Annotated in this window: 18 protein-coding genes and 3 pseudogenes; 15 read left to right on the plus strand and 6 right to left on the minus strand. The window is 71.5% G+C overall.

The window, feature by feature from the left end:
* Nucleotides 1-10 precede the first annotated feature (10 nt).
* A complete protein-coding gene (locus tag ACFYR0_RS37015; RefSeq protein ID WP_389338533.1) occupies nucleotides 11-2692 on the plus strand; it encodes a tetratricopeptide repeat protein in 2682 nt (893 codons plus the stop codon).
* Nucleotides 2693-2972: 280 nt separating this feature from the next.
* A complete protein-coding gene (locus ACFYR0_RS37020) occupies nucleotides 2973-3437 on the plus strand; it encodes a hypothetical protein (protein WP_389338536.1) in 465 nt (154 codons plus the stop codon).
* A gap of 215 nt (nucleotides 3438-3652) precedes the next feature.
* Here the strand turns inward: ACFYR0_RS37020 and ACFYR0_RS37025 are convergent, their stop codons facing one another.
* Together ACFYR0_RS37025 and ACFYR0_RS37030 are read right to left on the minus strand one after the other, a co-directional pair.
* Nucleotides 3653-3877 carry a hypothetical protein gene (locus tag ACFYR0_RS37025; protein ID WP_389338539.1) on the minus strand — a complete coding sequence of 75 codons (225 nt, stop codon included), beginning with the start codon at nucleotides 3875-3877 and terminating at the stop codon, nucleotides 3653-3655.
* A 46-nt stretch (nucleotides 3878-3923) separates the two neighbouring features.
* Nucleotides 3924-4376 carry a hypothetical protein gene (locus ACFYR0_RS37030; RefSeq protein WP_389338542.1) on the minus strand — a complete coding sequence of 151 codons (453 nt, stop codon included), beginning with the start codon at nucleotides 4374-4376 and terminating at the stop codon, nucleotides 3924-3926.
* Between the two features lie 469 nt (nucleotides 4377-4845).
* On the opposite strand from ACFYR0_RS37030, the gene ACFYR0_RS37035 reads away from it, so the two are divergent.
* Nucleotides 4846-5367 carry a hypothetical protein gene (locus ACFYR0_RS37035; protein ID WP_389338578.1) on the plus strand — a complete coding sequence of 174 codons (522 nt, stop codon included), beginning with the start codon at nucleotides 4846-4848 and terminating at the stop codon, nucleotides 5365-5367.
* A 210-nt stretch (nucleotides 5368-5577) separates the two neighbouring features.
* Here the strand turns inward: ACFYR0_RS37035 and ACFYR0_RS37040 are convergent.
* Nucleotides 5578-6237: pseudogene (locus ACFYR0_RS37040) on the minus strand (Gfo/Idh/MocA family protein); the annotation flags it as partial.
* Between the two features lie 141 nt (nucleotides 6238-6378).
* Here ACFYR0_RS37040 and ACFYR0_RS37045 point away from each other — a divergent pair.
* From ACFYR0_RS37045 to ACFYR0_RS37070, 6 genes and pseudogenes are all read left to right on the plus strand, one after another.
* Nucleotides 6379-6591: pseudogene (locus tag ACFYR0_RS37045) on the plus strand (helix-turn-helix domain-containing protein); the annotation flags it as partial.
* A gap of 136 nt (nucleotides 6592-6727) precedes the next feature.
* Nucleotides 6728-7189, plus strand: a complete 462-nt coding sequence (locus ACFYR0_RS37050; RefSeq protein ID WP_389338581.1) for a hypothetical protein — start codon at nucleotides 6728-6730, stop codon at nucleotides 7187-7189.
* A 47-nt stretch (nucleotides 7190-7236) separates the two neighbouring features.
* Nucleotides 7237-7650 (plus strand): hypothetical protein, encoded by a 414-nt coding sequence (locus ACFYR0_RS37055; RefSeq protein ID WP_389338584.1) that lies wholly within the window; start codon nucleotides 7237-7239, stop codon nucleotides 7648-7650.
* Nucleotides 7651-8074: 424 nt separating this feature from the next.
* Nucleotides 8075-8809 (plus strand): annotated as a pseudogene (locus ACFYR0_RS37060) (transposase); the annotation flags it as partial.
* Between the two features lie 5 nt (nucleotides 8810-8814).
* The gene (locus tag ACFYR0_RS37065) at nucleotides 8815-9255 is read left to right on the plus strand and encodes a hydrolase (protein WP_389338545.1); all 441 of its coding nucleotides are present in this window, start codon (nucleotides 8815-8817) and stop codon (nucleotides 9253-9255) included.
* Nucleotides 9256-9960: 705 nt separating this feature from the next.
* On the plus strand, nucleotides 9961-10245 hold the full coding sequence (locus ACFYR0_RS37070) for a hypothetical protein (RefSeq protein ID WP_389338548.1): 285 nt from the start codon (nucleotides 9961-9963) through the stop codon (nucleotides 10243-10245).
* Nucleotides 10246-10399: 154 nt separating this feature from the next.
* Here the strand turns inward: ACFYR0_RS37070 and ACFYR0_RS37075 are convergent, their stop codons facing one another.
* Entirely contained in the window at nucleotides 10400-10975 is a 576-nt protein-coding gene (locus ACFYR0_RS37075) for a TetR/AcrR family transcriptional regulator (protein ID WP_389338551.1), read from the minus strand.
* A 250-nt stretch (nucleotides 10976-11225) separates the two neighbouring features.
* On the opposite strand from ACFYR0_RS37075, the gene ACFYR0_RS37080 reads away from it, so the two are divergent.
* The 4 genes from ACFYR0_RS37080 to ACFYR0_RS37095 all read left to right on the plus strand — a co-directional run bounded on the left by ACFYR0_RS37080 (nucleotide 11226) and on the right by ACFYR0_RS37095 (nucleotide 16092).
* Entirely contained in the window at nucleotides 11226-11768 is a 543-nt protein-coding gene (locus ACFYR0_RS37080) for a (2Fe-2S)-binding protein (protein ID WP_389338554.1), read from the plus strand.
* On the plus strand, nucleotides 11765-12757 hold the full coding sequence (locus ACFYR0_RS37085; protein ID WP_389338557.1) for an FAD binding domain-containing protein: 993 nt from the start codon (nucleotides 11765-11767) through the stop codon (nucleotides 12755-12757). Before ACFYR0_RS37080 ends, ACFYR0_RS37085 begins: the two co-directional genes overlap by 4 nt.
* 85 nt (nucleotides 12758-12842) lie before the next feature.
* On the plus strand, nucleotides 12843-14975 hold the full coding sequence (locus ACFYR0_RS37090) for a xanthine dehydrogenase family protein molybdopterin-binding subunit (protein WP_389338560.1): 2133 nt from the start codon (nucleotides 12843-12845) through the stop codon (nucleotides 14973-14975).
* Entirely contained in the window at nucleotides 14968-16092 is a 1125-nt protein-coding gene (locus ACFYR0_RS37095) for an XdhC family protein (RefSeq protein WP_389338563.1), read from the plus strand. The genes ACFYR0_RS37090 and ACFYR0_RS37095 overlap by 8 nt, the downstream gene beginning before the upstream one ends.
* 574 nt (nucleotides 16093-16666) lie before the next feature.
* Here ACFYR0_RS37095 and ACFYR0_RS37100 read toward each other — a convergent pair.
* Together ACFYR0_RS37100 and ACFYR0_RS37105 are read right to left on the minus strand one after the other, a co-directional pair.
* Nucleotides 16667-17866 (minus strand): hypothetical protein, encoded by a 1200-nt coding sequence (locus ACFYR0_RS37100; protein WP_389338566.1) that lies wholly within the window; start codon nucleotides 17864-17866, stop codon nucleotides 16667-16669.
* A gap of 205 nt (nucleotides 17867-18071) precedes the next feature.
* On the minus strand, nucleotides 18072-18257 hold the full coding sequence (locus ACFYR0_RS37105) for a hypothetical protein (RefSeq protein WP_389338569.1): 186 nt from the start codon (nucleotides 18255-18257) through the stop codon (nucleotides 18072-18074).
* 60 nt (nucleotides 18258-18317) lie between these two features.
* On the opposite strand from ACFYR0_RS37105, the gene ACFYR0_RS37110 reads away from it, so the two are divergent.
* Together ACFYR0_RS37110 and ACFYR0_RS37115 are read left to right on the plus strand one after the other, a co-directional pair.
* Entirely contained in the window at nucleotides 18318-18809 is a 492-nt protein-coding gene (locus ACFYR0_RS37110; RefSeq protein ID WP_389338572.1) for a DDE-type integrase/transposase/recombinase, read from the plus strand.
* 146 nt (nucleotides 18810-18955) lie between these two features.
* A complete protein-coding gene (locus ACFYR0_RS37115) occupies nucleotides 18956-19126 on the plus strand; it encodes a DUF5670 family protein (RefSeq protein ID WP_383509453.1) in 171 nt (56 codons plus the stop codon).
* Nucleotides 19127-19293: the final 167 nt, after the last annotated feature.

Raw genomic sequence — 19293 nt, forward strand, 5'->3', positions numbered from 1 at the left:
GACCACCGTGGTGACCGCCCCCGTCGAGCGTGCGGTGGAAGTCCTGCGCAGGCGCCGGACGGGCCCGTGGAGCGTGGGCTCCGGGTGCCTTGTCGGCGGCCGACTGATCCTCACCGCCGCGCACAACGTCCTCACCGACGGGTGCGTGGACGACGTGATCAGCGTACGGCGCGGGGACCGGTTCGAACTGACGGCTGAGGTCCTCGCCGCGGACCCCGCACGGGACCTCGCCGTCCTGCGGGTCGCCGACCACCCCTCCCTCACGGACCTGCCCGCCGTCCGGTACGCCCGGATCGACCGCGCACGGACCGCGCTGGTCGAGTGCTGGGCCATGGGCTACCCCGGCTGGAACGAGCACCCGCAGTCCGGCACCGACGTGCCTCTGCGCGACAGCTCCCAGATCAACGGAGTCATCCCACCGGGCTCTCATCTGCGGCGCGGCCTGCTGGAGTTCCGGACCCAGTCGGCGCCCGAAGGGACGCGGGGCGGGAACGGATCACAGTGGAGCGGCATGTCCGGGGCGGTCGTGTTCAGCGACGACCCCCAGCTGGGCGCGCTGGCCGTGGGCGTCGTCAGTGAGCACCACCTCCCCGAAGGGGCGTCCACCCTGACCGTGGTACCCCTGACGGGACTGATCGAGCTGGGACGGGGGAAACGGTGGTGGTGGGACCTGCGGGCGGACAACTGGGTCGTCCTGCCGCGCATCCCGGCCCGCGCCCTGGCGCGCAGCACCCGGCACATGAACCTGGGCAGGGCCCGCGCCAACTTCACCGACCGCGAGCGGGCCATCGTGAGGGCGACCGGCCTGCTCGTCGACCAGCTCGAGGACAGCGCCCCGGTGGTGGTCCTCCACGGCATGGCGGGCGTCGGCAAGACCGAACTCGCCACCCAGATCGCCCACCGCCTGGCGCCCACCTTCTGGCACGCCCGCATCCGCATCGACCTCGGCGGCGAGGGCTTCGACGTGTCGACCGAGGCGGCCATGATCGAGCTCCTTCAGGCGTTCGGGCTCTCCGGCGACAGCCTTCCCCCCGACGCGCGGGCACGGCGGCAGCGGCTCCAGGACCATCTGCGAGCCGGTCCGAGCCTCCTCGTCCTCGACAACGTGGCCGACGCCGCCCGGATCGTCCCCCTGCTCCCCGCCGCACCGGGCAGCGCCGCGATCCTCACCAGCCGCTCGGCCCTGCCCTCCGTCCAGGGCGCGGACCGGGTCGAGGTCGAACCCTTGCCCGACACGGAGGCGATGCGGCTGTTCGAACGCATCATCGGCGCCGAGCGCGTCGCCCGCGAGCGCGACGCCGCGGACACCATCGTTACCCTCCTGGGAGGGCTGCCTCTGGCCATCTGCATCACGGGAGGGAACCTCATCGCCCCCTCCCAGCGCAGACGACCACTGAGCGAGCACGCCGGACTGCTCGCCGACGAACGGCGGCGCATCTCGCACCTGGAGGGCCAACTGGACGGCGAGGACATCGGAGTACGCAGCAGCTTCGAGATCAGCTACCGGGCACTGCGCGAGGACACCCGCCGACTGTTCCGCTACCTCGGACTGCTCGCCGGAGCCGACTTCGTGCCCGCACTGGCCGCGCGCTGCGCCGACATCGGGGAGGAGAAGGCCGCACGCCTCCTCGGCGAGCTCGCCGACCGGCAGCTGGTGGAGGTCGGCGGTCCCACCGGCGAGCGCTACCGGCTGCACGACCTGATGCGCCTGTACGCCGGGGAGCACGCCGAGCGCACCGAACCGGAGGCCGAACGGCACCGGGCCTTCCGGCGCTCCGCGCACTGGTACGCGGCCCGGCTGGACACCTGGATGAACCGCCCGGGAGCCCACGAGAACCTGCCCGCCGAGGCGATCGACTGGTTCGCGGAGGAACACCTCAACGTCCAGGCCAATATCCGCCGCGCGTACGAGAGCCATGAGTGGGAGCTGCTGCTGCGTCTCGTGGAGCCGCTGTACGGGCTCCTCTTCCACCGCAGCCAGTGGGAGGAGATGGAGGCCGTCAAGACCATGGCGGTCGAGGCAGCCCGGACCCGCCACGACGAGTCCGCCGAGCTGGGCTCGCTCATCCATCTCGCCGAGGCACGGCGCGTCCTGGGGCGCCGCGAGGAGACGACCGGGCTGTACGAGCGGGCGCTGGAGATCGCCCGCGCGCGGGGCGACGAGGACAAGGAGGGCTGGATCCTGACCCACTTCGGCGACCTCCAGTGCGACCTGCGGCGTCCCGGCGACGCACTGCGCCGGTACACCGAGGCCCGGGCCATCTACCGGCAGCGCGGCGACAAGGGCGCCGAGATCTGGCTCTCCGCCCACGTGGCCGACGCCTACCGCCAGCTGGACCGGCCGCAGGAGGCCGCACGCGTGCTGACGGACGCCCTGGAAGCGAGCCGGCTCCGGGGCGACCTGGCCGAGATCGTCTGGTGCCAGTGGCATCTGGCCCTGGCGTACGACCAGATGGGCCGGTACACCGAGGCCGAGGAGACCCTCGCGCCGGCCACCGAGTTCCACCGGCACCGCGGCGACCGGGCAGGTCTGGCGTCGATGCTGACGATCCAGGGAGACATCCACATTCACGCCAGTCGGCCTGACCTCGCCCGGCAGGCGTACGGCGAGGCGCTGGAGCTGGTCCGCTCCCTCGACATCCCGCGGCGGGTGGCAGAACTCGAGGCGGCCTTGGAGCGAGCCTCAGGCTGAGGCCCGGCACCTGGGGCCTCCGCGGACTGGGCTGATGTTCCTGGCAGCACCCCCAATGCACAAGGCTGACAGGAGTTGGAGTTGGGGTCCAGTGCACGACCCCGACCTTCCGGGGATGACGGGAAGCGGTCACTGCTGCCTGATCAGGGACACTCCGTGCCGGGCTGTGTCTTGGGCATCTCGGTGTCGGCGGGAGCCGGTCCCTGGGTGTCCTTCTTCTTGCCAGGACGAGGAGCGGGACGAATTCGTTGCGGTTCTGGGTCCGCTGGGCTTGTCGGCCGTGGTCGCGTTCGCCGCCGGCTTCTCGTGGGGCGGGGCCGGCGATGCGCTCCGCGTCGGTGTGGCGGAGGGTGCCGAAGCCCTGGAGGTGCAGCCTGTGCGCTTCGTGCCGGAGCGGCACCAGGTCCTCGTCGTGTACGACGGACGGTGCGGCGACGGCCAGGTCGAGAAGCTGCTGGGTATAGGTCGTCACCGACTTCAGGATGGCGTTCCGGGCGTGGTGGATTCTGTTGGATATCGGGCCGGAAGGCAGGGCGGCGCAGCCGCCGCGCAGTGTCCGCCCGGCTCGGTGCGCCAGGTCGGGCTGCTTGCGCGGTGGCTTCATGAGGGCTGCGCGGACCTGTTCCGAGAGGGTGGTGAACTGGGATCCGTCGTCGGCGCAGACGCCGGGACCCCCGTATTCCGTGCAGCCTGGCGGGCGTTCTCCGGCAGCCTGCCGGCTTCGGGTTACCGTACGTGGACGTAGTCGCCGGGGACGTTGGCAGGGCCGGTGGTGGTGTTGGCGACATAGCTGTAGCGCCGGTAGCCGTCGCGGGTGGCGGTGACGGTGGTCTTGAGGTAACCGGTGGGGTGCGAGTGAACTGGACGCCGTGCACGGGCGGTTCGTGCACCGGTTCAGCCGGTCCGAGCCGTGGGAGTCGGCGCTGGCCTATGTGCGGGGCCTCATCAACTACCGGCGGCTCACCAAGTGACGTTCTGGTCGGCGTCGCTGACGGCAGTGCGAGAGGAGCTTGTGGTCACGATGTCGATGGCGATACGCAGAGACGTCTTTTGCCAGTCGGGCAACGCGCGAGTGATCGCGATCGACTGAATGATGCTCATGCCGCGTTCAGCCAGCAGATCCTGAACGACTTCCATCCCTTCACCCGCGAGGACGGGCGGCATCGCTCGACGAGTGCAGTCCATCGTGCCGCTTCCTCGGGCCGCGGCCGGACGACGTGGTCGAACATGGCTAGGCCTGCCTCCCCGAACTCGCACGAGCGATAGTCCAGGGCTGTCGGCCGTGCCGTGCGGCGTGGGTGCGGAAGTCGAAGAAGCCCAGACCATCGACCTTGCACTCGGTGTCGATCTCTTCGAGCGTCCAGCGGTGGTCGGAGTAGTCGTCGACGGCGACGCCGCCGGCTTCGAGCACGTGTGACAAGAGGGCGCGGATCTCGGCAGTACCGTCGATGTGACTGGAGACGTTGACCAGCAGGGCCCAGGTCGGGCGATGGCCGAGCGCGGAGTCCAGCAGGCGTACGTCCTTGGGATCCCAGCCGACGAACAGGTGACCGCCCTGCTCGTCCATGAAGTCGATGAAGAGCGTCCCGTCCGACCAATATCCGTCCTTGCCGGGCATCAGCCGGTCGAGCCGTGCGGCTGTCGCGGTCGACTCTCCAGCGGGGAACACGAAGACACTGCGCATGGGCGGAGCGTAAATGGCGACGCAGGGCTGCGGCCAGGGAGTTTCACCCCGGTCATAGATCGCCTTCGCCGATGGCGGCAGTGCGAGCGGCTCGCTGAACGGCAGATGCCGAGGTTCACCGTTGAGGTACGTCACCGCTGGCTGCCGCTGGCTCCACCGCCGCTACGAACGCAAGCCAGAACACTCCCTCATCCACCGACGACTCACGGGAGTGTGAATCTAACAGCGGATCCGACGATCATGGGAGAGACATCGACTAACTGATTCCGCCGTGGAGTTGGAGACCGTGGAGCCTGTCGAGAGGGTCCAGTCCGGGCCGCCTGCGCCCGTGTCCGACGAACAGCTGGTCGCGATGCTGGTGGAGCGGGCCCCGGTCGGAGGGGCTGCAGCTGACCGAGCAGGGTAGGCTGCTGCAGATTTGGCTGGACTCCAGTCCCACTTGGGGCCTAGCCGGTCCTACTCTCACGCCATGAGTGTGTCGCTGGCGTCGACTGTGCTGGCTCTGGCCATCTCAGTGCTCTCCCTCGTCGTGTCCTCTGTTGTCTCTGTGCGGCAGCTCCGGCTCGCCAACAACTCGAATCTGCTGCCTGTGGTGGTGGAGTTGTTCCGCGAGACGCGGCAGCCCGACTTCTCCCGTGCCATCGAATACATCAAGACCGATCTGGCACGGGAGCAGTCGCCCGAGTTCGGGTACCGGCGGCTGCCGGAGGAACCGCTGCGGCACGTGCGCCGGGTGAGTCTGTTCTACGACGACGTGGGCAAGCTTGTGGCACATGGTGTCGTCGACGAGCGGCTGATCGTCGGATCGTACGGGCCGAACATCATCAACATGTGGGAGGTGCTCGCGCCCTACATATACCGGGAGCGTGAGCTCACCTCGGCGGCGATGATCTACTTCGAGGACCTGGCGCACCGGGCCCGGGCGAGGCCGCAGGCGCACGTGCATCAGGAACTGGGTTTGCGGACGAGTCCGCCCCCGTCCTCGTCGTGAGCTGTCCCGTGCTCTTGATGGGGCGGTGAGCTTCTGTCTGCGGAGTGGGTGGTGCGGTCGGCGCAGGCGTGCGGCACGGCGGCCGGTGTGGCGGCCGTTTTCTCGGACGGTGCGTGTCCGGCCGCGGATTCGACCGGGTAGGCGATGACGTGGGGGCGGTCGGTGATGTCGTCGGAGTGGAGGGTGTGGCTGCAGGGCGGCGGTGGAGGTGTCGGCCAGGATGCGGTCGGGCAGGCCGAGGTACCAGATGAGCAGGTCGATGAGGTGGTAGCCCATGTCCGTGAGGGCTCCGCCGCCGGCCAGGGACGCCCGCCCGCGCCAGCCGGCGGCCGGGTCGGGGCAGTGGAAGGTGTAGCGGCCCTGGACCAGGTACGGCTGCCCTATCTGCTCCAGTAGGTGCAACGCCGCGGTGTAGAGCGGGTGGAAGCGGCGCTGGACGGTGACCATCAGCTCGATGCCGGTCGTGTCGCACAGTGCCACCAGCTCGGCGGCCTCGGCCGGGCTGGTCGCGAACGGCTTCTCCTTCATCACGTGCACCCCGGCCGCCGCGCAGGCTTCGATGACCTCGCGGCCGGCGTGGTGGGGGACCGCGACGATGGCGAAGTCCGGGCGCACGTTCTCCAGCAGGGAGTGCATGTCGGTGAAGCCGGGCACGTTGTGCTGCCGGGCCTGGGTGGCGACCTTGCCGGGGTCGGTGTCGCAGGCCGCGGCAAGGCGGGCGAACTGGGAGTCGGCAAGCCCCGGCAGATGGTCCTCCGCGGCCTGGTGGCCGAGGCCGATGACGGCTGCCTTCTTGCGTACGCTCATGGCGTTCACGCCTCTCGGTGAGAGCATGCCGGCCCGCCTGCTGCGGGCCCTGGCACGTTCCATGGCACTGCACCCGGTCCGGCTGTGGCAGGGGCGCTGCCGTGGTCCGCAAGAGCGTTTGCACACGGCGCGAAACCGGTGTCGGCACACGGCAGGCCGTCTGTCGTGGACAGCGGCTACCTCGGCTATCGACCAGGGGTACGGATGCCAGCCGGCACGGCGCGACTTCAATCCGAACGGCCAGGAAAACCCGGCGAGTTGATCCACAGCAGGTGCCGGGCCCGGGGCTGGACGCTCGCTGACCTGGGCGCCCGGACCGGCTACTCCGCCTCCCAGGTCTCCCGTTACGAGCGCGGCATATCACCCCTGTCCGACGTCGAAGTCCTCAGGCGCTTCGCCGATGTGCTCGGCATACCGCCCAAGGAGTTCGGACTCACCGCGACCTCACACCCGGCGCGCACCCGACACGGATACCCTGTCGCCGCTGCTCCGCCTACCCGCGCCTTCCCGGGCATAGGGTGGGCCGACTCGGCGGGAGGAAGGCGACGATCCAGTGCTGCGACGGAAGTTCCTCGTGTCCTCGGCCGCGGCGACCGCCGGCGTCTCGCTCCCGGCGACGGCCTCAGCCGCCCAGGACGTACCCGTGGGACAACCCCTCGTCGCCCGGCTGCGGGACGCGATGCTCGGCATCGGCCAGGACCACGATCCGCCGGCCTTCGAGCACCTGTCCGTCGAACTCGCCCGCGCGCACCGCGACTTCCACACCTGCCACCACGCCGGCCTCGCGGTCCGTCTGCCCCGCCTGATCCGTACCGCACACGCGCTCGGCCCCGCCGACGAGAGAGACCACCTCCACCTGCTCGGACAGAGCTACCTCCTCGCGACCCGCATGCTCGTCAAGCTCGACGAGCAGCAGCTCGGCTGGATGGCAGCCGACCGCGCACGCCAGGTGGCCGAGGCCGCCGAACACCCCCTCGCGCGTCCCGCAGCGGCGCGGCCGAACGCGGCTTGCTGATCCAGTCAGCCGCGTACGGCGCCGCAAGGGGCGGCGACCGGGAGGGGATGCGGGAACTGACGGACGAAGCTGCCGTCATCGCCGCTGGCCTCGGCGGCACCACCGCGCTGCGTGACCACGGCGGCGGATTCAGCACCGCCACCGTCCAACTGCACCGCATCTCCGCCGAGTTCTCCACCGGCGACCCCTGCGCGGCCCTGGCCGCAGCCCGGGCACTGCCGCCGCAGAGCCTGCCCAGCGCGGAACGCCGGGCGCGGTCCTACACCGACGTAGCAGCCGCCCTGGCCCAGCGCGGACGCCGCGACGAGTGCATGCGCGCACTGCCGGCCGCCGAACACCAGGCGCCGCAGGAGACGCACTCCCGCCCTGCCGTACGGTCCTTTATCTCCGCCCTGCTGATGTCCGGCCGCACCACCCCCGAACTCCGTGCCCTCGCCGCCCGCGCCGACAACCTGCCGTAAGGGCGGTACGGTCTCCACGTGCTGGCCCGCGCTTTCCGCAATCGCGGAGGGACGACTTTGCCAGCGCGCCGCTCTCACCGCCGACCGGACGCTGTCTGGCGTGGTCCGTGTGTCCGGTGGCGGGGGCGGTGTGCCAGTGCGCGCCGGGCGCTGGGGTCCTCGGGAGTTGTCATGGGGGTGTCGGTGTACGTCCGGAGCCGGGCCGTGTATCACAGCCGCATCTGTGATGCCGGCCAGGCACGGCAGGGCCGCAAGGGCCGATGCGTCCATGTCTCTGCCGTAGTTGGACAGAGCAATGCTCAAGACCTGTGGTTCGGACTCGGGAGGGGTGCCTCGCGGAACGCGGAGGGCGTACCTTCCCGAGTGATCGACTTCTGGTCATCGAGTAGGCCCGCGTTGCAGCGCGGGTCGGGAAGGCACGCCCGTGCTGAGCGTAGTCAACGAGGACGGCACCACCCAGAGCGGCTCCCTGATGGACGACATCGTCCGTGAGGGCGCCCGTCGGATGCTCGCCGCAGCCCTGGAAGCCGAAGTAAACCAGTACATAGCCGAGTTGGCGGGCGAGCGGGACGAGGCCGGTCGCCGTCTGGTGGTGCGTAACGGCCACCACAGCGAGCGGACGGTGACCACCGCCGCCGGGCCGATTGCGGTGAAGGCGCCGCGGGTGAACGACAAGCGGGTCGATGGCGAGACGGGCGAGCGCAAGCGGTTCTCGTCGAAGATCCTCGCCCCCTGGTGCCGGAAGTCCCCGAAGATCAGCGAGGTCCTGCCCCTGCTCTACCTGCACAGTCTGTCCTCCGGCGACTTCGTGCCCGCCATGGAGCAGTTCCTCGGCTCGGCCGCTGGGCTCTCGCCGGCCACGGTGACCCGGCTGACCAAGCAGTGGAGCGACGACTACGCCGCCTTCCAGGACCGGGACCTGTCCGGATCCGACTACGTGTACGTGTGGGCCGACGGCGTCCACCCCAAGGTCCGCCTCGGCCAGGCCCGCTCGTGCGTCCTGGTCCTCATGGGAGTGCGCACCGACGGCTGTAAGGAGCTGATCGCGCTCGCCGAGGGCCTGCGCGAGTCGACCGAGTCCTGGGCCGACCTCCTGCGGGACTGCCGCCGGCGCGGCATGCGCGATCCCGAGCTCGTCGTCGGCGACGGAGCCATGGGTCTGTGATGGATGCATTGCTGGACCGGCTGCCGGCCGTTTTCTGGACCGTTCCGTACGTGGGCTCCCGGTTTCCGGGGGCGCCGGAGGTCGCTGCTCTTCCCGGTCTGGAGCAGGGCGCGAACTGCCAGTTGTTCGCCTACGAGGTGCTTCGGCACTTCAACCTGGCTCCGCCTGATCTGCGTTCGAGTGAGCTGTGGGCCGATACGCAGGCCACAGCCCGTGTATCGGTTGCGCAGCCGCTCGACCTGGTGTTGTTCAACGCCACCGACGATGCTTACGGCGCCCATGTAGGAGTCTGGGTGAACGAGGGGCGAGTGCTGCATCTGTGCGCGGAGACCGGGCGCCCGGTGGTCTGGGAGATGGCAGAGTTCGCGAAACGGCAGCGTTACCGGTTCTTGATCGGCTTCAAGCGTGTGGTCGGCAGGATGCAGGAGGCTGTCGGCTGAACTCGGCAGGACTGTGTGGTCCGCGATGGTGTCCTGGGCCCCGACGGGCGGGCGGTGTCTTTGAGGGTTGAGCCTGCGGGGGCTTGTGGCGGCGCGGGTTGCCGCGCTCGGTCACGCCGGTTGGTGCGGCCGCACGGGCAGTCGCACGGGGGAGGCCGTTGAACCGGGCGACCGCACAACTCCTCGCGGCCACCGTGCTCGAGGCCGCCGGGGCCTCAGCACGTCGCCGTTGCCGGTGAGAAGGTCGCCGGGGTGGTGGCGAAGCCGGCGAAGGCGTTGATGGTCCGGGATGAGGAGATCGCCGGGACCGACGCCCTGATCGAGGGCCGGTTTCACGAGCCCCATATGCGGAGGTCATCCTGGGCATGCCCGGTGTCGGCCCTGTTGCGGGCGCGGGGTTCATCGCGCCTGCCGGTGTCGGCATGTGTGTTTTCGGCATGTCCGGCCGGCTTGCCGGTGTCGTCGGCCTGGCCCCCGTCATGCGGTTCGGACCGCGCCGGGATCCGCGGAGGGTCCGCGGGGCCACAGGCGGGCGGTGTCGCGTTCGACCGGTGCCTGTGCCGCGGCCGGGGCTCGGTTGACGCTCTTCCCGGTGGGGGCCGGTTCGTGGTCGCGGACCAGAGGGCGGTGGTGCGTGAGTCGGCCGGGGGTGCGTTCGGCGCGCCGGCGGGGCCGGACGCGGAAGCCGCGGACGCTGGGGTCGGGTTGGACGATTTCGAGGTCGGTCCCGAGGCGGGCGGCTTGTCCGACGGTTTTGCTTCTGCGGCCGTTGGCGGCCCGGGCTTTGGCGGCGGTGGGGTGGCGTTCGCGGGCTTCGGCCGGGAGGTGGCCGTCTGCGGGGGTTTGGTGCTCTGGCTGTCGGTCAAGCATGCGCTGGGCTTGCTGGTGGGGCCTTCGGCTGGCGGACCTTGCCGCGTGGCAGGGGCGTTGAGCCGGCCGAAGATGCCGTCGGCTTCCCGGTGGGCGAAGCAGCCGTGGCCGCTGTGGTGACGTGGAGGGGTTCTGGGTGGGCGTCGGCCGGGTCGCGGGGGCAGGGTCGCAGGGACTGCACGGTTCCTGATGCGGTGGCGGCCGGCCCGGGCAGGGCGTGTGAGGGGGTGTGGGGTGCACCGGGGCGCGTCAGCGCCCCGACGGCCCCGGCACGTCACCGCCCGGGCGCTCCGACGCGGAGCGCGTCCATGACGAGGTCCAGCAGGAGGGTCGCCCGGGGCTGCCAGTCGCCGCGCGGGTCGAGTGTCCACAGGCCCCCGATGGCGAGGAACAGGTCGTCCACCGTGATCCCGGGGCGGATGGTGCCGGCTCGCTCGGCGGCGCGGAGCAGGCGCTCGGCTGCCTCCGTCACCGGGGCGTGGCCCGGCTTCTGCGTGCCCGGTGCGCCGGTCGCCTGCCGGATCGCATCGGCCAGCCCGGCCTTGGTCATGGCGAACCGGGCGAGCTCGTCCATCCACTCGCGCAGCGCCCGGTCAGGTTCCCGGCCGCACAGCAGCGGGGCCGCGGTGTCGGCGACCTGCTGCATCTCATGGCGGTAGATCTCCAGGACCAGAGCCTCGCGGGTGGGGAAGTGGCGGTAGAAGGTCCCCTGCCCGACCCCCGCCTTTTTGGCGATCGTGCTCAGCGGGGTGTCTGCCGAGCGGGTCAGTTCGGCCAGCGCCACCTCCAGAATGCGCGTGCGGTTGCGCTGCGCGTCCGAGCGCAGGGGCGCTTCCCTGTCCTGGCCCACTGGCCCTCCTCGCGGTGATGGCCGAAACCCGATCCTTGTTAAGCGGACAGCTGTCCGTTACGTTTTCCGGGTAGCGGACAACTGTCCGCTTGTTCTCATCGTATCGGCGTGCCGTCCGTGCGGGACGGCCCGGGGCGGCCGTGCACGACCCACCTGCCCCGCATCCTGCACGGTCGTGCACCGGCGCCGCCAGCCGCGGCGTCCACGCCTTCAACCTGACCCGCCTCACCACGTGAGAGAGAAGGCTTCCATGGCCTCATCGACGTCCAGCGACCTCACCCTGTCCGTCAACGGCGAGAAGTACACGCTGACCGTCGACCACCGCACCACCCTGCTCGACGCCCTGCGGGAACGCCTCGACCTGACCGGCACCAAGAAGGGCTGCGACCAGGGGCAGTGCGGCGCCTGCACCGTCCTGGTCGACGGCCGCCGCAGCGTGGCCTGCCTGCAACTGGCGGTTGCGGCCGAAGGGCGCGAGATCACCACCGTCGAGGGCGTGGCCGACGGCGACCGGCTGCACCCGGTGCAGCAGGCGTTCCTCGACCTCGACGGCTTCCAGTGCGGCTACTGCACACCCGGTCAGATCTGCTCGGCCATCGCCGTGATCGAGGAACACGCCGCGGGCTGGCCGAGCGCCGCCACCCACGACCTGCGGCCCGAGGCGGGACCGCCACCCCTGACCGCCGAGGAGATCCGTGAGCGGATGAGCGGCAACCTCTGCCGCTGCGGCGCGTACGTGTCCATAGTCCAGGCCGTGGCTCGCGCCGCCGAGGCGAACGGAGCGTCGGCATGAGGGAGTTCGGCTACCGGCGCGCCTACGACGTACCCGGCGCCGTGGCACTGCTCGACGGTGACACGGACGCCCGCTTCCTGGGCGGCGGCACCAATCTGGTCGACCTGATGAAGACCGGCGTCGAGCGGCCCGCCCGGCTCGTCGACGTACGCGAGCTGCCCCTGAACCACGTCGAGTCCACGCAGGACGGCGGACTGCGCATCGGTGCGACCGTCACCAACAGCGATCTCGCCGTCCACCCCGAGGTCCGGCGCCGCTACCCGGCCCTGGCCCAGGCGGTACTGGCCGGCGCCTCCGGGCAGCTGCGCAACATGGCCACCGTCGGCGGCAACCTGCTGCAGCGCACCCGCTGCGGCTACTTCACCGACGTCGGCTCGCCCTGCAACAAGCGTGATCCGGGCAGCGGCTGCCCCGCCCTCACCGGTGAGCACCACAACCACGCCATCCTCGGCGCCTCCGGACACTGCGTCGCCACCCACCCCTCCGACATGGGCGTGGCCCTGACCGCCTTCGACGCCCGCGTGTCCTACGAGACCGCTGACGGACCGGGCGAGCTGCCGCTCACCGACCTCTATCTGCCCGTGGGGCAGACACCGCACCGGGAGACCGCCCTGCCCAGGGGCGCCCTGATCACCGGTGTCACCCTGCCGCCCAGTGCCACGGCGGCCAACTCCCGCTACCGCAAGGTGCGCGAGCGGGCCTCGTACGCCTTTGCCATCGGCTCGGTCGCCGCCGCCCTCGACCTCAGGGACGGCGTCGTGCACGACGTGCGCCTGGCCTTCGGGGCCGTCGCCTCCCGCCCCTGGCGGGCCCGTGCGGCCGAACGCGTCCTGACCGGCGCCCCGGCCGACGCCGAGACCTTCGCGGCCGCCGCCGACGCCGAACTGGCGGCCGCAAGGCCCCTGCCCCGCAACGGATACAAGGTGCCCCTGATGCGCAACCTCGTCGTGGCCGTCCTCAGCGAACTCACCGAGGAGGCTTCCCAGTGATGTTGTCAAACCACACCCGGCACTCCTGGGTGAGCCGACCCTACGAACGGCTCGCTCAGCCCAAGCAGGAAGGCAGGACCGCCCGATGACCACCGCCACCACCGGCCGGTCCGCCGCCGAGCGCGTGACCGGCACCCCCCACACCCGGGTCGAAGGCCGCGACAAGGTCACCGGCGCGGCCCGTTACGCCGGCGAGATCCCCTTCGCCGAACTCGCCCACGGCTGGCTGGTGCTGTCCACCGTCGCCCGCGGCCGCGTCCGCGCCCTGGACACCGGCACCGTCCTCGCGATGCCCGGCGTCCTCACCGTGCTCCACCACCACAACGCCCCACGCGTGCACACCGAGTTCGTCGGCATGATGGGCGTCCCGCCGGATCCCGGCACCGGCCTCTTCCAGCACGACCGGGTGCCCCACCTGGGCTGGCCCGTGGCCCTGGTCGTCGCCGAGACGTCCGAACAGGCCAGGGAGGCCGCCCAGACCCTCGTCGTGACGTACGACGAGGAGCCGCACGACGTCGCGTTCTCGGCCGGACGCGAGGCCGAGGCGTACCCGGTCGACGGGCACCTGCCGGCCGTGGTGGAGAAGGGCGACCTGAACCGGGAACTCGCGGCGTCCGCCGTCATCGTGGACGCGCGGTACACGACCCCGGAGGAGTACCACAACCCGATGGAGCCGCACGCGGCGACCGCCCGCTGGGAGGGCGGCCGGCTGGAGGTCGTCGACTCCAACCAGGGCACCACCTGGGTCGCGGGAGAGCTCGCGAACCTGTTCTCCCTCGACCCGGGCGCCGTGCGCGTGCGCTCCGAGCACGTCGGCGGCGGCTTCGGCAGCAAGGGCGTACGCGCCCACCAGGTGGCCGCCGTGATGGCCGCGACCGTGCTGCAGCGGCCCGTCCGGGTCGTCATGACCCGTCGGCAGATGTTCTCGCTCGCCGGCTACCGCAGTCCCACCGTGCAGCGCGTCCGCCTCGGCGCCGATCCGGACGGGCGGCTGCGCGCCCTGGAGCACCGCTCCCTGAACCAGACCTCCACCGTGCACGAGTTCGTCGAGCCGAGCGCCGCGGCCGGCCGGTCGATGTACGCCGCCGACGCCCACCACACGGCCAGCCGGCTGGTGCGACTCGACGTCCCCACCCCGACCTGGATGCGCGCCCCGGGCGAGGCGCCGGGCTCGTTCGCGCTGGAGTCGGCGCTCGACGAACTCGCCGAGAAGTGCGGCATCGACCCGATCGACCTGCGCCTGCGCAACGAACCCGCCGTGGGACCGGTCTCCGGACTGCCGTTCGCCGGGCGCAACCTCGTCGCCTGCTTCCGGGAAGGGGCCCGCAGGTTCGGCTGGGCGCAGCGCGACCCGCGCCCGGGCGCGCGCCGCCAGGGGCGCTGGCTGCTCGGCACGGGCACCGCGGCCGCCTCCTTCCCGGTGATGGCCATGCCCTCCACGGCGTCCGTGACAGCAGAGGCGGACGGCACCTTCACGGTCCGGATCAACGCCGCCGACATCGGCACCGGCGCCCGGACCGCGCTCACCCTGGTGGCCGCCGACGCCCTGGAGGTGCCCGCCGACCGCGTGCTGGTGCAGATCGGCGACAGCGACCTCGGCCCCGCGATGATCGCCGGCGGCTCCGCGGGCACCCGCTCATGGAGCTGGGCCGTCACGGCCGCGGCCGAACAACTGCGCCGCAGCCTCGCGCCGGGCGAGGACGTCCCGCCGGAGGGCATCACCGCGCGGTCGGACACGACCGAGGCCGTCGGCGCGCTCGCCCAGCAAGAACGGCACTCCTTCGGGGCCCAGTTCGCCGAGGTCGCCGTCGACCCGGCCACCGGCGAGGTCCGGGTCCGCCGCATGCTGGGCGTCTTCGCGGCCGGCCGGATCGTCAATCCGCCCACCGCCCGCAACCAGCTCGTCGGCGGAATGATCTGGGGCCTGTCCATGGCCCTGCACGAAGAGGCCGTCCGGGACCCGGCCAGCGGCGGTGTCCACGGTGCCGACCTGGCCGGCTACCACGTCGCCACGCACGCCGACGTCCCGCACGTCGAGGCCGACTGGGTCGACGACCCCGACCCCGACGACCCGATCGGCATCAAGGGCATCGGCGAGGTCGGCATCGTGGGCGCGGCCGCCGCGATCGCCAACGCCGTCTGGCATGCGACCGGTGTACGCCACCGCGACCTGCCGATCCGGCCCGACCGCGTCCTGTCGGCGGGCGGCGATGCTTGATCTGGCCAAGGCCCTGCACACCTGGGTCCAGGAGGGCCGGGACTTCGCCGTCGCCACGGTCGTCGCCGTCGACGGCAGCGCCCCGCGTCCGCCCGGGGCGGCCCTGGCCGTCGACGCCGACGGCACGGCGATCGGCTCGGTCTCCGGAGGCTGCGTCGAGGGCGCCGTGTACGACCTGTGCCGCCAGGCCCTGCGCGACGGCGAGCCGCTGACCGAGCGGTTCGGCTACAGCGACGAGGACGCCTTCGCGGTGGGACTGACCTGCGGCGGGACGATCGACGTGCTGGTCGTCCCGTTCTCCGCCGGGCGGGCGGTGCACGACGCCGCGCTGTCCGCCGCGGCCGGCGGTGAGCCGGTGGCCCTGGCCCGGGTGGCGCGGGGCCCCGCCGGGCTGCTCGGCCGGGCCCTGCTCGTGCGCCCCGACGGCTCCTACGAGGGCGGGCTCGGCGGCGGCCCGGAACTGGACCGCACCGCGCGCGCCGAGGCCCGCGCCCTGCTGGATGCCGGCCGGACCGGCACGGTGGAACTCTCCGAGGACGGCACGCACTGCCCGGGCGGTGTCACCCTGCTCGTGGAGTCGGCCGTGCCGCCGCCCCGCATGATCGTCTTCGGTGCGATCGACTTCGCGGCGGCGCTCGTGCGGGCGGGACGGTTCCTCGGCTACCACGTCACGGTGTGCGACGCCCGGCCGGTCTTCGCCACCCGAGCCCGTTTCCCGGACGCCGACGAGGTCGTCGTCGACTGGCCCGACCGGTATCTGCGGGGCACCGCCACCGACGGGCGGACGGCGCTGTGCGTTCTGACCCACGACGCGAAGTTCGACGTGCCTCTGCTGCGGGAGGCGCTGCGCCGGCCGGCCGCCTACATCGGCGCGATGGGCTCGCGCCGCACCCATGAGGACCGGGAGCGGCGGTTGCGGGAGGCGGGCGTCGGCGAACGCGAGCTGGCCCGGCTCAGATCCCCGATCGGGCTGGACCTGGGGGCCCGCACACCCGAGGAGACCGCCGTGTCCATCGTGGCGGAGATCATCGCGGAGCGGCACGGCGGGACAGGGGCCCCACTCACCGGCTCGGCCGCCCCGATCCACCGTCCGGACAGAGAGCCGCAGCCGGTCTGAGCGGCGACACCGGCCGTGCCGGAGCCGTGGCCGGCGCCGGCCCTCCGCGGCGCGGGGGCGGGGGAGGGCCGCGGTCGGCTCCGTGCCGGTCCGCCGCCCGGACACGCGATCTACGGCCAGGGACAGGGCGTCCGCGCCCATGGGGTGGAGCCACCGGCGGCGTAGGGTCCGGCCGCAGGTGCGGGGCCCAGGACACAGCCGTGGGGCATGGGAAGGGGGCGTTGGTTCCTCGGGCGGAGGCGTGGCTGAGGTTTTGTTGGGTTCGTGGCTGCCGGGGGCGGGCCGGTCGGGCGGGGTATCAGCGTGCTGTGTGCCGCCAGGGAGGGATGGCCGCGTGCTGGTCTGTGCCCGCGGAGGCGGATGCCGCGGACTTGGCTGGGCTCCGGCTCCGCTTGGGGCCGAGCCGGTCCCACTCTCACGCCAGCCGCGTCAGTTCGTGACCTGTGTGGGCTCTCGGTCTGTCAGGGCAACCGCCAGACGAAGGGAGTGCGGCCGCCCCTGCTGCCGGGAGACCCGCGAGGCGGCCGGTTGGCGCACCCCGCATGGCCGGTGGAATCCCGGCGTCCACGCCCTGTCACAGCCCTAATGCCAGGCGCAGCGGAACGATCAGGACGGCTGCGAGCAGGCTGGCCCGGAGCAGCTGGCGCCAGCGCGGGGTCTGCGTCCTGGACTGGCCGATGACGACGACGAGCAGCAGGGCCGCGATGGTCGCGGGCGGGCCGATGGCGACTGCCCAGGGTGGCGCGTTCCCGATCGTGAGGTGGGCGTCGGGCAGGCTGCCCGCGGCGACGGCGACGGTCGACAGGGCCAGGCTCAGGTCCACGAACCGCGGCAGCACCGGCGGCAGGTCGCGCTGTGCGAACACCATGCTGCGGAATCTGAAGCACCAGACGAGCAGCGTGATCCCGTAGAGGAAGCCGCATACGCGCAGCACCCCGAGCGCGCTCGGTGGTTCGAACGCCCCTGCCCAGTACAGGGCGCTGATCAGCGCCGCGATCAGCGACCAGGAGAGCGTGAAGAGCAGGAAGGTCGCCGTCAGCCGCCGCACGGACACCCGCCAGGCCGGCCCGTCCGGGTGCGGCATGCTCTGCAGCCAAGGTGCGTTGGTCCCCAGCGGGTCGATTAGGTGGTGGGTGCGTCCGGCCAGGGATTTAGCACCGACCTCGGTGAAGTACGCGGCGCCGAGGACGACGGCCGCCGTCACGGCCGAACCCTGCGCGACGCCGAGCCGGCTTCCGCGGTCGGCCGCCTGGAGCCAGGCGACCGCGAACGCGCCGACGAACAGCGCGCCGACCAGCAGGCCGCGCAGTTCCGCGAACGGGGTCATCAGCCTGCGGTACGACAGGCCGAGCAGGCGGCCGAACCACACCCAGAAGACACAGCTCAGCAGCCAGTAGGTGAGGATCACGAACGGAGCCGCCTCGGCGAGTTGCCCGTCCAGCACATGGCCGGCGGCGTCCGACAGCGACTCGGTCTGATCGTTGCCGTAGAAGGCGTATGCCACCGCGAGGAGCAGGACCTGCACCGCCGGAAGGATCCTGCCGCTGTCACGCCAGAACGCCGGACGGGCCATCGCCCGCGCCGCGTCCGGTAGCGCCTGCAGCAGGGCGGTCGCCAGCAGCACGGTGACGATGATGACGCCCCACCGCGCCTTGTGCTCCGCGACCTCGGACAGGTCGAGCGGCAGACCGAACGCGTCGAGCACGTGCTGGCCGAACGGAACCGGGTTCTCGAACCAGTCCTTGAGGGCCCGCCCCGCCTCGTGGACGTCCATCTCCCCACCCCCCGAGGGTCGTTCCATACCGGCCTACGACGTCACCGGCCCCCACCACGGTTCCTCGCGGCTGCTCGGCCTGGCGCTCACGTGACAGACATGGGGGCAGTGCGATCAGTGAAGTTCCCCCGCGAACTGGACAGCGGGTGTTTACGCTGCCGGGACGAGGTTCTGCCTGAGCAAGGATCTCGTTTCGAGCGGGGTGCTAGTCGGGGTGCCGACGGAGCCGGCTGCGGTTGTACTCGACCTCGGCGTAGCGGAAAACGTCGGCCCGGGCGGCCTCACGGGTCTCCCACACGGTCGTCCCGATCTCCGCTTTCAGGATGGCGAACCAGCTTTCCGCGGCGGCGTTATCGTAACAAGAGCCGACGCGCCCCATCGACTGCCTCATGCGCAACTTGCGTATTTAGCCGCGGAATTCGTCACTCGTGTACTCGCTGCCGCGATCCGTGTGCATGACGCAACCCTGCTCCAGGCCGCCACGCCCGGCCGCCATCCGCAAGGCGGCGACCGGCAGCTCGGCGCGGTGGTGGTCGGCCATCGCCCAGCCGACCACCACCGCGCGTCCCTGGTGGTCGACGCGCTGACGATGGCTGCCGACCGTGGCCGGCTCCAGCCCGGCTGCATCACACATTCCGATCGCGGATCGGAGTACATCTCTGACGAACTCCGCCGTGAGATAAGCCGGTTGGGCCTGCGGCAGAGCATGGGCCGAACCGGCTCGTGCTATGACAACGCCGCGGCCGAGAGCTTCTTCGCACTGCTGAAAGCGGAGATCGGGACCCGCTGCTGGCCCGACCGGACCACTGCCCGCGCGGAGATCTTCGCCTTCGTCGAGACCTTCTACAACCGCAGGCGACTGCGGAAGCATCCGGCCTGGGGCTACCTCACCCCGCTGGAGATCCGACAGCTACACGAGCAAGGACACGCCCTCGCGGCGTAAGCAGCAAGTGTCCAGCATCACGGGGAGGTTCAGCATGCCTGCGCACGGCGCTTGCGTATATGCCCCGGATCGCGAGGAAGTAACTCCCACTTTATGGGCTTGTCTGTATGAGGTAAGGGCACACGCTGGCCAGGAGGTTGATAACAATGGTTCCCCTGCTTCTGGTTCTTCTGCTGGCTCTGATCCTCTTCGGTGCGGGTTTCGCGCTGAAGGCGCTGTGGTGGATCGCGGTGATCGTGCTGGTCGTGTGGCTGCTGGGCTTCGTGATGCGTTCGGCGGACAGTGGCGGCCGCAGGGGCCGCTGGTACCGCTGGTAGGCGAGGCGCGTACCCGGCGTGAGGGACGCGCCGTGCGAGCAGCGAGTGGGGGGGGGGCGGCCCCCCCCCCCCCCCCCCCCCCCCCCAAAAAAAAAAAAAACCGGGGGGGGTGGGTGAGGGCGGGGGGGAGGGGGGCGCGCAGGGTAGGGGGGGGGTTAAAGGGCCCC

Origin of the sequence: Streptomyces sp. NPDC005017, assembly GCF_042873115.1 — a bacterium.
Lineage (GTDB): Bacteria > Actinomycetota > Actinomycetes > Streptomycetales > Streptomycetaceae > Streptomyces.